Genomic DNA, 15,103 nt, shown 5'->3' on the forward strand with positions numbered 1-15,103 from the left:
TCGTCAACCCGCCCTGCGAATGGGAATGATGGTGGGACTGGGGCGCTCCTGCTCCACCAGCTTGTCGATGAGCCGTCGCGCCCACATCGCGCCAGCGTCGATGTTGAGGTTGTAGAACCTGTGGTCCGGGTGTTCTTCGATCGCCTTCTGCTGCGCCTCCAGCACCAGTTCGTCTTCGCGGAAGATGCTGGCCACGCCTTCGCGCAACTGGTGCGTGAGGCGCTGCTCTTGCAGGCTGTAGTTGCGAGCGAAGGCCCAGAAGTACAGGCAGGTGTTGCCGGTCTCGGGCGTGATGGTGTTGAGCACGAAACCGTTCACGCCCTGGCTGCGGTCGCCCTGCGGCGCGCCTGAGCCGGCGGGCGCCACGCCCACGTCGATGGCCACGGTACAGGGGGCCTCGAAGCGGATGATCTGCCAGCGGTCCACCGGGCCGTTGTAGCCCCGCGCCTGCTGGATCTGGCCGGCCCAGAAAGGCGGAGCCTCGATGCCTTCCATCCAGCGCGTGACGGTGGCGGTGCGCTCCCCATGCGTGGCCACAAAAGGCGCCTCGGCCACGGCGCGGTTGCCGATGCTGCTGCCATGCACAAAGGTCTCGTGCGTGAGGTCCATGAGGTTGTCCACCACCAGCCGGTAATCGCACCTCACCCGGATCATCTTGCCGTCGGCCGCCCAGGCCGGGTCGTGGTTCCAGTGCAAGTCGGGCACCAGGGCCGGATCGGCCAGCGCCGGGTCGCCGGGCCAGACCCAGACGAAACGGTGTTTCTCCAGTACCGGGAAGGCCCGCACGCAGGCCGAAGGGTTGAGCGTTTCCTGGCTCGGCATGTGGGTGCAGCGGCCTTCGGCGTTGTAGACCAGCCCGTGGTAACCGCACACCACCTCGTCGCCTTCGAGCCGCCCCATGGAGAGCGGCAACAAACGGTGCCAGCAGGCATCTTCCAGGGCGGCCACGCTGCCGTCCAGCTGCCGGAAGAGCACCAGCTTCTGGTTGCAGATGGTGCGTGCCAGCAGGTTGCGGCTCACCTCCACGTCGTACGCGGCGGCGTACCAGGCATTGAGCGGGAAATGCGAAGGCGTGGTGTTCATGGGATACGCAATGTATACAGAAACTGGCAATTTTCAAGTTATTTTGACGTTTGTTGGGGTTTTCCATAGGTTTGTGTATTCTTCAAAGGCTGGCAAAGTACCTACTCACCCTTCATACGACGATCCTCAATCCGGACAACGCCATGACCTTGCGCCCCCGACCGCCCTTTCGCGCCGACCACGTTGGCAGCTTTCTACGACCGGCCTACCTGCTTGAAGCGCGCGAAAAGAAAGCCAGGGGAGACATCACGCCGGCGCAATTGCGTGAAGTGGAGGACCGCGCCATCACCGACATCGTGAAGTTCCAGGCCGACGTGGGGCTGCAGTCCATCACCGACGGTGAGTTCCGTCGCACCTATTTCCACATCGACTTCCTGGAGCAGCTCGGCGGCGTGAAGACCGACATCCCGGTGACCATCCGAAAACCCGATGGCAGCGAAGAACTGGCGCCGCCGGTGATCCGCGTGATCGACAAGGTGCGCCACGCCAAGGACATCCAGCTCGCGGACTTCCAGTACCTGAAGGCGCAGGTGGAGGCTCTGGGCTTGCCGGCGCTCACCCCCAAAGTCACCATCCCCTCGCCCACCATGCTGCACTTTCGCGGCGGGCGAGCAGGCATCAGCAAGGAGGCCTACCCGGAACTCGACCCGGTGTTCTACGACGACGTGGCCAAGGCCTACGGTGAGGAACTGCAGAGCCTGGCCGATGCCGGCTGCACCTACGTGCAGATGGACGACACCAACATGGCCTACCTGTGCGACGAGCGCATGAGAGAGGCGGCCCGCCAGCGCGGCGACGACCCCAACGAACTGCCGCATCGCTACGCAGGCTTCATCAACAAGGTGGTGGCACGCAAGCCAGCCGGCATGACGCTGGCCATGCACCTGTGCCGGGGCAACTTCAAGAGCACGCACGCGGCGGCCGGCAATTACGAACCGGTGGCCGAAGCGCTGCTCTCCGAAATGAAGCTCGACGCCTTCTTCCTGGAATACGACGACGACCGCAGTGGCGACTTCCGCCCGCTGCGTTACCTGAGCAAGGACAAGATCGTGGTGCTCGGCCTGGTGACCACCAAGTTTGGCCAGCTCGAGAGCAAGGACGACCTCAAGCGCCGCATCGACGAAGCGGCAAAGTACGCCCCCCTCGACCAGATGTGCCTGTCGCCACAATGCGGCTTCTCCAGCACCGTGCACGGCAACAACATTGCTGTGGAAGACCAGCGACGCAAGCTCGCGCTGGTGGTTGAAACGGCGCGCGAGGTGTGGGGTTGAAGGCGCCACCCCGAACGCACCTACCATGGCGGGCATGACCGCACCGCTGCACTTTTACTTCGACTTCATCTCGCCCTACGGTTTTTTTGCCTCGCAGCGCATCGAGGCGCTGGCCGCACGGCACGGGCGCGAAGTGCATTGGCACGCCATGCTGCTGGGCGTGTCGGTGCTCAAGGTGATGGGGCTCAAGCCGCTGATGGACACACCGCTCAAGGGCGACTACACAGGGCGCGACGTGTTGCGGACCGCCCGTGAAACGGGCATTTCCCTGGGGCGCCAGCCGCGCGATCCGGTGATGAATCCCCTTCCCTCGGCGCGCGCGTTCGCCTGGGTGCGGAAACACCATCCCGAGCAAGCCGCGGCCATGGCACATGCGATCTATGGCGCCTACTGGGGCGAGGGAAGGGACCTCTCCACACCGGAATCGCTCGTCGGCCTGAATTTGCCGGGCGGCCTGGCTGGCGAAACACTGGCACAGGCGGCAGCCGGCAACGAAGCCGCCACCCTGCTTCGCGCAGACGTGGACGAGGCGCTCTCAGCCGGCGTGTTTGGCTCTCCCACGGTGTTGGTGGACGGCGAGATGTTCTGGGGCTTCGACAAGCTTGACCAGCTTGACCGCTGGCTCGTTCGCGGCGGCTGGTGAGTGCCTTCAATCAAACCGGATCTCGATGTCCACGGCCATGGCCGAGATCCCCTGCCTCACCCGTTCGTGCAGGACGGTATCCATGGGGCCGGGCAGTTCGATCAGTGCGCGCTGGCGTCCGCCCTGCTCGAATGCTCGAATTTTTGCGCCCTTGCCGGGCGCCCAGTCGCGCAGCGCTTCCTGCAGTTTGATCTCGATGGCGCGCAGGCGGAGTTCTGGCTTGAACACCTTGCCGACCGCCGTGACCGGCAAAGCATCGACCAGCACCACGCGCCTGGGGACCGCTGGCCGTTCGTAGACGGTGGGAGCGACCGCCGCCAGCAATGCTTCGGCGGTGATCGGTGAGCCAGGCTTCAGCGTGACAAACGCGACCGGGATTTCACCGGCATAGGCATCCGGCTCGGCGACCACGGCACACAGAGCCACCGCGGGATGCGCAAGAAAGGCGTCCTCCACCAGCGCCGGGTCGATGTTGTGCGAGCCACGGATGATCACGTCTTTGGCGCGACCGGTGATGTGGATGCGACCCGCCTCGTCGATGTGGCCGAGGTCGCCGGAGACGATCCAGTCCTGCTCGAACATGCCGGCGTTTCGCGCCGCATCGGTGTAGCCCGGGCTCACATGCGGCCCGCGAAGCACCAGCACGCCGGTTTCGCCGGTTGCACAGCGCTCGGCCAGTTGCGCCTGGCCATTGCGCCATGGCACGGCATGCACCTCGGTATAGGGCAGGCGCAGGCCGGCCGAGCCGGGCGTGCGCGGGCCGCGCAGCGGCTCGATGCTCACCAGCCCGGCACACTCGGTCATGCCCAGGATGTTTCGCACCGGGATGCCGGTGGCGGTCTCGAAGCGTTGCGCCAGTTCGGCGGGCAGCGGCGAGCCACCGGTATAGGCAGCGCGCACGCTGCGCACATCGGCGTCGACGGGCACGCCCAGCAAGCTGGCCAGCACGGTGGGCACGCAGGCCAGGTGCGTCACGCGCTCGCGCTCGCAGAACTTCCAGTACGCCTGCACGAAGCCCGTGTTGCGCATGCCGGTGAGCGTGGGCAGCACCTGGCGTGCGCCGATCGCCAGCAGCGCAAGGCCATAGACGAAGGCACCGGCCACGTGGAACAGCGGAAAGCCGTTGATCTCCACCGCCTGCTCGTCCATGTCGTAGAAGGCGTGGGCGAACCACGCCGTGTGCGCTTCATTGCCCTGCGTGTGTTGCGCCAGCTTGGGCGCTCCGGTGGTGCCGCCGGTATGGAACAGCGCCACCACACGGTCGGGGTTCAGGTCGGGCTCGAAGGCGAGTTCATCCGAGAGCAGGGCCATCTGGTCCTGCAAGACCGGTACGCCGGGTTCGGCGTGCGCACCCACGCGAATCTGGATCAGGGGCAATGGATGGATCTGCACCACCTGCTCGGCCACGGGCCACACGGACAGTTCATCGTTCGGCCCCAGCGCCACGAGCACTTTGGCGTTGGCGGCCTTGAGCAGTGCGGCAATGTGTTCGGGCTGCAGCAGGTAGTTGATGGGGCAAACGCGGCCAGCGAGTTGCGCCCCCCAGATCACCGCGTGTGCCTCGGGCGTGTTGGGCGCGAGCACGGCCACGGCGTCGTCCGGCCCCAGGCCCATGGCGCGAAAAAGATTGGCGGCTCGATGGATGCCAGCGAGCAATGCGCGGTAGGTGGTGCGTCGTGGCGGTGTGTCCAGCCGCGCATCGGGCAGGAAGGTCAACGCCTCACGACCCGCAAATCGCAGGGCCGCCGCGCGGATCAGTGCGTACGGGCTGCGGTGCGGCGCCACCACCGCCCGCACCGTGCGCTCCAGGTGCTCGATGTCGGCCAGCGTGGAGAAGGCTTGCATGGTGCCAGGCTCACCGGGAATCCAGGCCGAGCAGGCGCACGGCGTTGCCCTTGAGGATGCCAGGCATCACCTCGGGCTTGAAGCCGGCAACTTCGAAATCCTTCATCCAGCGCTCGGGCGTGATCAGCGGGTAGTCGCTTCCAAAAAGAATGCGGTCCTTGAGCAGCGTGTTGGCGTACTGCACGAGTTGCTTGGGAAAGTACTTCGGGCTCCATCCCGAGAGGTCGATCCACACGTTGGGCTTGTGCGTGGCCACGCTCAGGGCCTCGTCCTGCCAGGGGAAGCTGGGGTGCGCCATGACGATCTGCATGTCCGGAAAGTCGATGGCCACGTCGTCGAGGTGCATGGGGTTGCTGTATTCAAGGCGCAGGCCACCGCCGCAACGCATGCCCGAGCCAATGCCGCTGTGGCCGGTGTGAAAGATGGTGGGCAGCTTGTGCGCATTGATCACTTCGTAGATCGGCCAGGCCATGCGGTCGTAGGGATGGTAGCCCTGCACCGTCGGGTGGAACTTGAAGCCCTTCACACCCTCTTCCCGGATCAGCCGTTCGGCCTCGCGCGCACCCATCTTGCCCTTGTGCGGATCAATGCTGGCGAAGGCGATCATCATGTCGCTGTTCTCGCGCGCGGCCTGCGCGATCTCTTCGTTGGGAATGCGCCGGCGGCCGAGTTGCGCCTCGCTGTCCACGGTGAACATCACCAGGCCGATCTTGCGCTCTCTGTAGTAGGCGATGGTCTCCGCGATGGTCGGCCGCCGGTTGCTGCCGAAGTACTTGTCGGCCGCCCGGTCGTACTCTTCGCCATAGCTGTCGAAAGGGTTGCGGCAACTCACTTCGGCGTGGGTGTGGATGTCGATCGCGATGAGGTTCTTGTGGTCCATGCTGGTCTCCGGAGCCCTAGGGAAAACACGGGGGTCTGTTTCTGACCGGCGCGCTTGATTTGGTTATTGTTTATAACAATAATGCCCGATCACTTCAAGCACGCAAACCCTTCCATGCCCATCCATTCCACCGACATCAGTCTGAGTTTGCAAGGCGGATCGTCCGAGATCGCTGTCATCACGCTCAACCGCCCCGCCAAGCGCAATGCACTCAATGATGGCCTGATCCTCGCGCTGCGCGACATCTTTCAGGGCATGCCGCATGGTGTGCGCGCGGCCGTGATCCACGGCGCCGGCGAGCACTTCTGTGCCGGGCTGGATCTTTCCGAGCTGAGCGAGCGCGATGCCGGCGAAGGCCTGCACCATTCGCGCATGTGGCATGCGGCACTGGACTGCGTTCAGTCGGGTCCGGTGCCGGTGGTGGCGGCGTTGCACGGCGCGGTGGTGGGCGGCGGTCTCGAACTGGCCAGCGCCTGCCACATCCGGGTGGCCGACGAGACGTCGTTCTTTGCGTTGCCCGAGGGTTCGCGCGGCATCTTCGTGGGTGGTGGTGGCTCGGTGCGCATTCCCCGCCTCATCGGCGCCGCACGCATGGCCGACATGATGTTCACCGGTCGCGTCTACAAGGCCGTCGATGCCGAACGCATCGGCCTCGCGCAATACCTCGTGCCGTCCGGCACCGCGCTGGACAAGGCCCTGGAGCTGGCCGCGCGCATTGCCGGCAACGCGCCGCTGACCAACTACGCGCTGATGCACGCGCTGCCACGCATCGCCGAACAACCCGCCGACCAGGGCTTCTTCACCGAAGCGCTGATGGCTGCGATCGTGCAGAACGCACCCGAGGCCAAGGCGCGCGTGCGCGACTTCCTGGAAGGCCGTGCTGCCAAAGTGAGCAAGGACTGATGCCATGACCGCAGCGAAGTACCGCCCACTCAGGTTCGGCGTCACGCAGGCCGTGCTGCGCGATGGCAACGAAGGCATCCACTACCTGGGCGCAGCCAAAGAACTGGGGCCGTTTCCCGATCGCATGACCGACCGCCTGATTCGCTGGGCGAAGGAGCGCCCCGACCAGACTTTGTTTGCCCGCCGCACAAAGAGCACCGACGGCAGCACCGGCGACTGGCGACACGTCACCTTCGCGCAGGCACTGGACGCGGCCCGGCGCATCGGCCAGGGCCTGCTGAACCGAGGCCTCTCGGCCGAACGCCCGGTGCTGATCCTGAGCGAGAACGACCTGGAGCACGCGCTGCTGGCACTGGGTTGCCTGTACGCCGGCATCGCCTACTGCCCCACCTCGCCGCCCTATTCGCTCATCAGCCAGGATTTCGACAAGCTGCACCACGTGGTGAAGACGCTCACCCCCGGCCTGGTGTTCGCCAGCGACGCGCACCGCTACGGTCGCGCCATGCTGGCCACGCTCCATGAAGGCGTTGAACTGGTCACGACCGAAGGCACCGTGCCCGGACGCGCCACCACCTCCTTCGCGGCGCTTCTGGCCACTGAACCCACCGCCGCCGTGGACGCGGCGCAGGCCGCGACCGGGCCCGACACCATCGCCAAGTTCCTGTTCACCTCGGGTTCCACCAAGATGCCCAAGGCCGTCATCAACACGCAGCGCATGTGGTGCGCCAACCAGCAGCAGATGAGCGAATCCATGCCGGTGCTGGCCGAGAGCCCGCTGGTGCTGGTGGACTGGCTGCCCTGGAACCACACCTTCGGTGGCAATCACAACTTCGGCATGGTGATCTACCACGGCGGCACACTCTACATCGACGATGGAAAGCCCACGCCGGCGCTGATGGGCGAGACGTTGCGCAACCTGCGCGAGATCGCGCCCACGGTGTACTTCAACGTGCCCACAGGCTTCGAGGCCATCGCCCATGCAATGAAGACCGACGCGGCGCTGCGCAAGAACCTGCTCTCGCGCGTGCGGATGTTCTTCTATGCCGGCGCCGCGCTGGCCCAACCGGTGTGGGACGCGCTGCACGCGGTGCAGGAACAGGAGATCGGTGAGCGCATCGTCATGGGCACCGGCCTGGGCATGACCGAGTCCAGCCCGTTCGGCATCTTCGTGACCAGCCCCGATGTGAAAGCGGGCGACCTTGGTCTGCCCACGCCGGGCCTGGAGCTCAAACTGGTCGACACCGATGGCAAGACGGAGGTGCGCTACAAGGGCCCGAACATCACGCCGGGTTACTGGCGCATGCCGGCGGAAACGGCCGAGTCGTTCGATGAAGAAGGCTTCTTCAAGACCGGCGACGCGGTGAAGTGGATCGACGAGACCGACATCCACCAGGGCCTGAAGTTCGACGGCCGCATCGCCGAAGACTTCAAGCTTGCCACCGGCACCTTCGTGAGCGTGGGCCCGCTGCGCGCAAAAATCATTGCAGCCGGTGCGCCCTACATCCAGGACGTGGTGCTCACCGGCCTGAACATGAAGGAAGTGGGCGCGATGGTGTTCCCCACCGGCGCGGTGCGCGCACTCAGCGGCCTGCCGGCCGACGCCCCGATGCACGACGTGCTCAACAGCGCACCGGTGCTCGCGCACTTCCAGCGAGTGGTCAACGAACTCGCCAAGACGGCGACCGGCAGCGCCAGTCGCATCGCCCGCCTGTGTCTGCTGGCCGACCCGCCCACCATCGACCGCGGCGAGATCACCGACAAAGGGTCGATCAACCAGCGCGCCGTGCTCACCCACCGCGCCGAAACCGTGGAGCACCTGCACGACGGAACGCTCCACGCCATCCTGAAACCTGAATAAGACACGACATGGCTTCCCGAGGATTCTTCAACGCCTTCGACGACGTCTGGCTGCTCGACGGCGTGCGCACGCCCATGGTGGACTACTGTGGCGCACTCGGCCACATTTCGCCCACCGATCTGGGCATCAAGGCGGCACGCGAAGCGCTGGCACGGGCAGGTGTGCCGGGCGAGCACATCGGCTCGGTGGTTGCGGGCAACATGGCTCCGGGTGATTTCGACCAGTTCTTCCTGCCGCGCCACATCGGCCTGTACGCCGGTGTGCCGGTGGAGGTGCCGGCGATCATGGCGCAGCGCATCTGTGGTACCGGCTTCGAACTGTTCCGCCAGGCGGGCGAACACATTCAGGGCGGCGCGTGCGACGCAGCGCTGGTGGTGGGCACCGAGAGCATGACGCGCAACCCGATCGCGGCCTTCGACCACCGCAACGGCTTCAAGCTGGGCTCGCCCGTGGGCTTCAAGGACTACATGTGGGAAGCGCTGAAAGACCCGGCAGCCGGCATCAACATGATCCAGACCGCCGAGAACCTGGCAAAAAAGTACGGCATCAGCCGCGAAGACGTGGACGCCTTCGCATCGGCCTCGTTCGCCAAGGCGGTGGCTGCGCAGGAAAGCGGATTCCTCGCAGGTGAGATCGCACCGGTGGTGAGCGAAAAATTCGAACTCGACGGCTACAAGCCGCGCGGCATCCGCCTGCAAGGCAAGCTGACCGAAGTGGCGACCGACACGCATCCGCGCATTTCGCCGGTGGAGGTGCTGGCGAAACTGAAAGCGGTGTTCGACGGCGGCGTGCAGACCGGTGGCAACAGCTCGGCGCTGGTGGATGCGGCGGCCGCCTGCGTGGTGAGTTCGGGCGCCTATGCCAAAGCGCAGGGCAAGCCGCCGCTGGCACGGGTCGTGGCCGCCGCGGCCGTGGGCGTGCCGCCCGAGATCATGGGCATCGGCCCCGCGCCGGCCATCCGCCTGCTGCTGGAGCGCACCGGCTTGAAGCTGGCCGACATCGGCCGGTTCGAAGTGAACGAAGCGCAGGGCGCGCAAACGCTGGCCGTGGCGCGCGAGCTGGGCATGGACCTGGACCGCCTCAACGTCAACGGCGGCGCCATTGCACTCGGCCATCCACTCGCCGCCACAGGCGTGCGCCTCACGCTCACGCTGGCGCGCGAACTGCAGCGCAGCGGCATTCGCTATGGCATCTCAAGCGCCTGTGTGGGCGGAGGCCAGGGCATGGCGCTGCTGATCGAAAACACATCGGCCTGAACAAGGAACACAAGCCATGAACATTCAAGGACACGCCGCTCTTGTCACCGGTGGCGGCTCGGGTCTCGGTGAAGCCACGGCGCGCGAACTGGCCCGCCTGGGTGCGAAGGTTGCCGTGCTTGACGTGAACCTGGGCAACGCCCAGCGCGTGGCCGCCGACATCGGCGGCGCCGCCTTCGCGTGCGACATCACCAACACCGAAAGCCTGCAGGCCGCCATCGACGGTGCAGCAGCCGTGCACGGCGCGGCCCGCATCCTGATGAACATCGCCGGCATCGGCAGCGCGAAACGTGTGGTGGGCAAGGACGGCAACGCCGCACCGCTGGAAGACTTTGCGAAAGTGATCAACGTCAACCTGATCGGCACCTACAACGCCAGTCGCCTGTTTGCCGCGGCCTGCGCGAAGCTGGAACCACTGGAGGACGGCGAGCGCGGCGTGATGATCTTCACCGCCAGCGTGGCCGCCTTCGATGGCCAGGTGGGCCAGCAGGCCTACAGCGCCTCCAAGGGCGGTCTGGTGGGCATGACGCTGCCCATGGCACGCGACCTGGCGCAGCACGGCATTCGCGTCTGCACCATCGCACCGGGGCTCTTCAGCACACCCTTGATGAAACAACTGCCCGAGCCGGTGCAGGCATCTCTCGCGGCCAGCATCCCGTTCCCGCCGCGCCTGGGCAAGCCTGAAGAGTTTGCCCAACTCGCCGCCCACATCGTCACCAACACGCACCTCAATGGCGAAGTGATCCGCCTCGACGGCGCCTTGCGCATGGCCCCGCGATGACCAAGACCGTGATCTTCGAGCTGGACGTGATGTTCGGCGACTGCGACCCCGCCGGCATCGTGTTCTTCCCCAACTTCTCCAAGTGGATGGACGCTTCTTCGCTGAACTTCTTCATGCAGTGCGGCGTGCCGCCCTGGCGCGAACTGGTGAAGACGCGCGGCATCGTCGGCACACCGCTGCTGGAGATCCACACGAAATTCATCCGCCCTGCCACCTATGGCGAACGCCTGCAGATCCACACCAGCGTGACCGAGTGGCGCGAGAAGGTGTTCATGCACAGGCACGTCGTGAAGCGCGGCGACGATCTCCTGTGCGAAGGCACCGAGACGCGCGCGTTCGTGATCCACCCGCCGGAGGCACCCGAACGCATCAAGGCGATCCCCGTGCCTGAAGACATCAAGGCCCTGTGTTCCTGAAACCCCTTTTCCTGCCCGTTCCGTTTCTCACCACCACCCAGAAGGAGACATCCCCGTGAAAATCGTCAAGACCCTCGTCGCCGCCGCCGTCACGGCGCTGGCCACCACCGCCGCGCTGGCCGACATCAACGTCGGCGTGAGCCTCTCGCTCACCGGCCCGGGCTCCGGCCTGGGCATTCCCATGCAGAACCAGCTCAAGCTGTTCCCGCAAACCATCGCAGGCGAGAAGGTGAACCTCATCATCCTCGACGACGCGAGCGATCCGGGCAAGGGCGCTGCCAACGCCCGCCGCTTCGTGACCGAAGACAAGGTCGATCTGATCATCGGCTCGTGCCTGACCCCGGTGGCGGCAGCCATGACCCCGGTGGTCACCGAAGCCAAGACGGTGCAGCTGGCCGCTTCGCCGGTGGGCGTGCCCCCGGGCGCCGATCACTGGATGTTCCGGCTGCCGCAGGGCAACGATGTGATGGCACACGCCATGGTCGAGCACATGAAGAAGCAGAACATCAAGACCATCGGCTTCCTGGGCTACACCGACGCCTACGGTGAGCTCTGGCTGAAGGCGATCACGCCGCTGGCCGAGAAAGCCGGCATGAAGGTGGTGGCCGTCGAGCGTTTTGCCCGCGCCGACACCAGCGTCACGCCGCAGGCCCTCAAGCTCAGCTCGGCCAACCCCGACGCCATCCTGGTGGTGGCTTCCGGCTCCGGCGCCGCGATGCCGCACAAGGCCATCGTGGAGCGTGGCTACAAAGGCAAGATCTACCAGACGCACGCGGCCGCCACGCCCGACCTGGTGCGCATCGGTGGCAAGGACGTGGAAGGTTCTTTCGTGGTCTCCGGTCCGGCCGTCATTGCCGAACAGTTGCCCGAGGCCCATCCGTCCAAGAAGCTGGCGGTGGACTTCGTCACCAACTACGAGAAGGCGATGGGCCCCGGCACGCGCAACCAGTTCGCCGGCCACAGCTACGACGCCGCCATTGCCCTGAACAAGGCCGTGCCAATGGCGCTGAAAAGCGGCAAGCCCGGCACGCCGGAGTTCCGCGCGGGTTTGCGTGACGCCTTCGAAACCATGGGCCGCACCGTGTTCTCGCACGGCGTGATGAACTGGACCAAGGATGACCACTGGGGCTACACCAATGAAACGGGTGTGATGCTCAAGGTCGTCGACGGCAAATTCAAAGTCGAGTGATTCCAAACCAACGATAGAAAGACGCACTCGTCCGTTTCGCCTGAGGCAACGCCAAACAGGGGCACCGAGGGTCCGGCTCCGCCGGCCCCAGGTGTCGCCCCCCTCCCGCCGAAGGCGAGAGAGGGGGGAGGCGCCGCAGGCGACGCGGGGGGTGTTAACAGTCCTATGGATTTCTCGATCGCCAGCATTTTGTTGCTGGACGGCTTGACCAACGGCGCGGTGTACGCGCTGCTGGGGCTGGCCATCGTCCTGGTGTTCACCGTCACCCGGATCATCTTCATTCCCCAGGGTGAGTTCGTCGCGTATGGCGCACTGACCCTGGCCATCTTTCAAACCGGCAAGGTGCCCGGTACCGTGTGGCTGCTGATGCTGCTGGCTGTCGTTGCGGCGTTGATGGAGCTGGCTGAGCGATGGCGCAATCAAAGCTCGGCATGGCCCGCGCTCAAGGCGGCCGGGCGCACGCTGGTGCTGCCGGTGCTGGTGTCGGGCGTGGCCATCTGGTCCGCGCCGCAGCAATTTCCGCTGTGGGTGCAGGCCGCGCTCAGCGTGGCGGTGGTCACGGTGTATGGGCCGCTGGTGTACCGCGTGGCCTACCAGTCGCTGGAGAGCGCCACCCCACTGGTGCTGCTGATCGTTTCGGTCGGCGTGCACTTCGCCATGACCGGGCTGGGCCTGCTGTTCTTCGGCGCCGAGGGTTTTCGCAACCCGGCATTCTGGGAGCAGCGCTTCACCATTGGCCCGGTGATGCTTTCGGGCCAGGCCATCATCACCTTTGCCGCCACCGTGGCACTGATCGTGATGCTCTGGCTGTACTTCGAGCGCACTCTGCGCGGCAAGGCGCTGCGTGCCATTGCCGTGAACCGCACTGGCGCACGCCTCATGGGCATCTCGTCGCAGGCATCGGGCCAGCTCACCATGACCATGGCGGCCTTCATCGGCGCGCTCTCCGGCCTGCTCATCGGCCCCACCACCACCGTGTTCTACGACTCCGGTTTCCTCATCGGCCTGAAAGGCTTCGTGGCTGCTGTGGCCGCTGGCCTGGCGAGCTATCCCGGCGCGCTCATCGCGGCACTGGGCGTGGGCGTGATCGAAGCCTTCGGTTCGTTCTGGGCCAGTGCCTTCAAGGAAGTGATTGTGTTCACCCTGATTCTCCCCGTCCTGCTGTTCAGATCCCTGCGCAGCAAGCATTCAGACGAGGACCACTGACATGCCGAAACTTCAAAACTTCGGCCTGCTGATCCTGGCCCTCGCGATTCCCCTGATCGCAGTGCTGCCGCTGCCCGATTTCTGGATCACGCAACTCAACTACATCGGCATGTACAGCATGACCGTGCTGGGTCTGATCCTGCTGACCGGCGTGGGGGGGCTCACCTCGTTCGGGCAGGCGGCCTTTGTCGGCATCGGCGCGTACACCACGGCGTGGCTCACGCTGAACCTCGGCATGTCCCCGTGGCTCACGCTGTTCATCGGCATGGGCCTCACCGCCGGCAGCGCGCTGCTGGTGGGCCTGATCACCTTGCGCATGTCGGGCCACTACCTGCCGCTCGCCACCATCGCCTGGGGGCTCTCGCTGTACTACCTCATGGGCAACCTCGATGCGCTGGGCAAGTACGACGGCCTGCTGGGCATCCAGAGCCTGTCCATTGGTGGCTTTGACATTGGCCAGGGCCGCGCATTCTTCGTGCTCACCTGGATCATCCTGCTGGCGTTCGTGGCCGCGATGCTGCATCTGCTCGATTCACGTGCGGGCCGCGCCATCCGTTCGCTCAAGAGCGGTTCCCAGATGGCCGAGGCGATGGGCATCAGCACCTTCCGCTACAAGGTCACCGTCTTCGTGCTGGCGGCTGTGCTCGCGTCGGTCGCTGGCTGGTTGCTCGCGCACTTCCAGCGCACGGTCAACCCTTCGGCCTTTGGCCTGAAGATGGGCATCGAGTACCTGTTCATGGCGGTGATCGGCGGCGTGGGCCATGTGTGGGGTGCCATCGTGGGTGCCGGGCTCATTCGAGTGCTCGAAGACCAGCTGCAGGTGTTGCTGCCCAGGCTCATCGGCACCAGTGGCAGCTATGAAGTGATCGTCTTCGGTATCGCGCTGGTGGTTGTGCTGAAGTACCTGCCCGATGGCCTGTGGTCGCTGGTCGGTCGGCACATGCCCAAGCCACCTCGAAAGGTGGACTGGCAGGACGCGGCTGCGCTTGCCGAGCGCACCAGGCCTGCCGCTGGTGAACTGGTGCTCGACGTGCAGAAGGCGCGCATGCAGTTCGGCGGCCTGGTGGCGGTGAACGACATCAGCTTCCAGATTCATTCGGGCCAGATCGTCGGCCTGATTGGCCCCAACGGCGCAGGCAAGTCCACCACCTTCAACCTCATCACCGGCGTGCTGCCGGCCACCAGCGGCGTGGTGCAGTTCCAGGGCGGCAACGTGGTCGGCAAAGCCTCGCGCGACATCGCACGGCTGGGCATGGCGCGCACCTTCCAGCACGTCAAGATGATTCCGGACATGACGGTGCTGGAAAACGTGGCGCTGGGCGCACACACGCGCGGCTTCAAGGGCGTGCTGCCCGCCATGCTGCGCGCCAACCGCGCGGAAGAGAAGCAGCTTTTCCGCGAAGCACAACGCCAGCTCGAACGCGTCGGCATGGGCGCCTACCTGCACGAACAGGCCGGCAACCTGGCCATGGGCCCGCAGCGCCTGATGGAGATTGCTCGCGCGCTCTGCGCCGATCCGACACTGCTGCTGCTGGACGAACCCGCCGCCGGCCTGCGTCATCAAGAAAAGCAGGCGCTGGCGGGCGTGCTCCGCCAGCTCAAGGGCGAGGGCATGAGCATCCTGCTGGTGGAACACGACATGGATCTGGTGATGCAGATCTGCGACCACCTGGTGGTGATGGAATTCGGCACGCTGCTCACGCAAGGTCCGCCAGCACAGGTGCAGCAGGACCCGAAGGTGCGTGCTGCCTACCTCGGCACGGAGCACTGAA

General features: G+C 65.5%; 13 protein-coding genes. 10 read left to right on the forward strand and 3 right to left on the reverse strand.

Annotation, left to right across the window (positions count from 1 at the left end; translation table 11 throughout):
• Positions 1-3: 3 nt before the first annotated feature.
• Positions 4-1,083 carry a Rieske 2Fe-2S domain-containing protein gene (locus AB7F11_RS17795; RefSeq protein ID WP_428300165.1) on the reverse strand — a complete coding sequence of 360 codons (1,080 nt, stop codon included), beginning with the start codon at positions 1,081-1,083 and terminating at the stop codon, positions 4-6.
• Positions 1,084-1,226: 143 nt separating this feature from the next.
• Here AB7F11_RS17795 and AB7F11_RS17800 point away from each other — a divergent pair, with 143 nt between their 5' ends.
• On the forward strand, positions 1,227-2,354 hold the full coding sequence (locus AB7F11_RS17800; RefSeq protein ID WP_428290066.1) for a 5-methyltetrahydropteroyltriglutamate--homocysteine S-methyltransferase: 1,128 nt from the start codon (positions 1,227-1,229) through the stop codon (positions 2,352-2,354).
• A gap of 34 nt (positions 2,355-2,388) precedes the next feature.
• Positions 2,389-2,997, forward strand: coding sequence for a 2-hydroxychromene-2-carboxylate isomerase (locus AB7F11_RS17805; RefSeq protein ID WP_428290067.1), 609 nt, complete (start codon positions 2,389-2,391; stop codon positions 2,995-2,997).
• Between the two features lie 6 nt (positions 2,998-3,003).
• Here the strand turns inward: AB7F11_RS17805 and AB7F11_RS17810 are convergent, their stop codons facing one another.
• Both AB7F11_RS17810 and AB7F11_RS17815 read right to left on the reverse strand, forming a co-directional pair.
• Positions 3,004-4,842, reverse strand: coding sequence for an AMP-binding protein (locus tag AB7F11_RS17810; RefSeq protein ID WP_428290068.1), 1,839 nt, complete (start codon positions 4,840-4,842; stop codon positions 3,004-3,006).
• A 10-nt stretch (positions 4,843-4,852) separates the two neighbouring features.
• Positions 4,853-5,722, reverse strand: a complete 870-nt coding sequence (locus AB7F11_RS17815; RefSeq protein WP_428290069.1) for an amidohydrolase family protein — start codon at positions 5,720-5,722, stop codon at positions 4,853-4,855.
• A gap of 114 nt (positions 5,723-5,836) precedes the next feature.
• Between AB7F11_RS17815 and AB7F11_RS17820 the strand changes: the two genes are divergently transcribed.
• The 8 genes from AB7F11_RS17820 to AB7F11_RS17855 all read left to right on the forward strand — a co-directional run bounded on the left by AB7F11_RS17820 (position 5,837) and on the right by AB7F11_RS17855 (position 15,102).
• Entirely contained in the window at positions 5,837-6,625 is a 789-nt protein-coding gene (locus tag AB7F11_RS17820) for a crotonase/enoyl-CoA hydratase family protein (RefSeq protein ID WP_428290070.1), read from the forward strand.
• A gap of 4 nt (positions 6,626-6,629) precedes the next feature.
• Positions 6,630-8,483, forward strand: a complete 1,854-nt coding sequence (locus AB7F11_RS17825; RefSeq protein WP_428290071.1) for a feruloyl-CoA synthase — start codon at positions 6,630-6,632, stop codon at positions 8,481-8,483.
• An 8-nt stretch (positions 8,484-8,491) separates the two neighbouring features.
• Positions 8,492-9,739 (forward strand): thiolase family protein, encoded by a 1,248-nt coding sequence (locus AB7F11_RS17830; protein ID WP_428290072.1) that lies wholly within the window; start codon positions 8,492-8,494, stop codon positions 9,737-9,739.
• Between the two features lie 16 nt (positions 9,740-9,755).
• The gene (locus AB7F11_RS17835; RefSeq protein ID WP_428290073.1) at positions 9,756-10,520 is read left to right on the forward strand and encodes an SDR family NAD(P)-dependent oxidoreductase; all 765 of its coding nucleotides are present in this window, start codon (positions 9,756-9,758) and stop codon (positions 10,518-10,520) included.
• Complete coding sequence (locus AB7F11_RS17840; RefSeq protein ID WP_428290074.1) at positions 10,517-10,936, forward strand: acyl-CoA thioesterase; 420 nt, start codon at positions 10,517-10,519, stop codon at positions 10,934-10,936. The genes AB7F11_RS17835 and AB7F11_RS17840 overlap by 4 nt, the downstream gene beginning before the upstream one ends.
• 55 nt (positions 10,937-10,991) lie before the next feature.
• Positions 10,992-12,125: an ABC transporter substrate-binding protein gene (locus tag AB7F11_RS17845; protein WP_428290075.1), complete on the forward strand. Its 1,134-nt coding sequence runs from the start codon at positions 10,992-10,994 to the stop codon at positions 12,123-12,125.
• A 165-nt stretch (positions 12,126-12,290) separates the two neighbouring features.
• Positions 12,291-13,331: a branched-chain amino acid ABC transporter permease gene (locus AB7F11_RS17850; protein WP_428290076.1), complete on the forward strand. Its 1,041-nt coding sequence runs from the start codon at positions 12,291-12,293 to the stop codon at positions 13,329-13,331.
• A 1-nt stretch (position 13,332) separates the two neighbouring features.
• Positions 13,333-15,102: an ABC transporter permease subunit gene (locus tag AB7F11_RS17855; protein ID WP_428290077.1), complete on the forward strand. Its 1,770-nt coding sequence runs from the start codon at positions 13,333-13,335 to the stop codon at positions 15,100-15,102.
• Position 15,103 lies beyond the last annotated feature (1 nt).

The sequence above is a fragment of the Hydrogenophaga sp. genome (assembly GCF_050250835.1).
Lineage (GTDB): Bacteria > Pseudomonadota > Gammaproteobacteria > Burkholderiales > Burkholderiaceae_C > Hydrogenophaga.

Coding starts and splice junctions, on each gene's coding strand:
- AB7F11_RS17840 (WP_428290074.1), top strand. CDS start 10,517: ATGACCAAGACCGTGATCTTCGAGCTGGACGTGATGTTCGGCGACTGC.
- AB7F11_RS17800 (WP_428290066.1), top strand. CDS start 1,227: ATGACCTTGCGCCCCCGACCGCCCTTTCGCGCCGACCACGTTGGCAGC.
- AB7F11_RS17810 (WP_428290068.1), bottom strand. CDS start 4,842: ATGCAAGCCTTCTCCACGCTGGCCGACATCGAGCACCTGGAGCGCACG.
- AB7F11_RS17795 (WP_428300165.1), bottom strand. CDS start 1,083: ATGAACACCACGCCTTCGCATTTCCCGCTCAATGCCTGGTACGCCGCC.
- AB7F11_RS17835 (WP_428290073.1), top strand. CDS start 9,756: ATGAACATTCAAGGACACGCCGCTCTTGTCACCGGTGGCGGCTCGGGT.
- AB7F11_RS17805 (WP_428290067.1), top strand. CDS start 2,389: ATGACCGCACCGCTGCACTTTTACTTCGACTTCATCTCGCCCTACGGT.
- AB7F11_RS17855 (WP_428290077.1), top strand. CDS start 13,333: ATGCCGAAACTTCAAAACTTCGGCCTGCTGATCCTGGCCCTCGCGATT.
- AB7F11_RS17820 (WP_428290070.1), top strand. CDS start 5,837: ATGCCCATCCATTCCACCGACATCAGTCTGAGTTTGCAAGGCGGATCG.
- AB7F11_RS17830 (WP_428290072.1), top strand. CDS start 8,492: ATGGCTTCCCGAGGATTCTTCAACGCCTTCGACGACGTCTGGCTGCTC.
- AB7F11_RS17815 (WP_428290069.1), bottom strand. CDS start 5,722: ATGGACCACAAGAACCTCATCGCGATCGACATCCACACCCACGCCGAA.
- AB7F11_RS17825 (WP_428290071.1), top strand. CDS start 6,630: ATGACCGCAGCGAAGTACCGCCCACTCAGGTTCGGCGTCACGCAGGCC.
- AB7F11_RS17850 (WP_428290076.1), top strand. CDS start 12,291: ATGGATTTCTCGATCGCCAGCATTTTGTTGCTGGACGGCTTGACCAAC.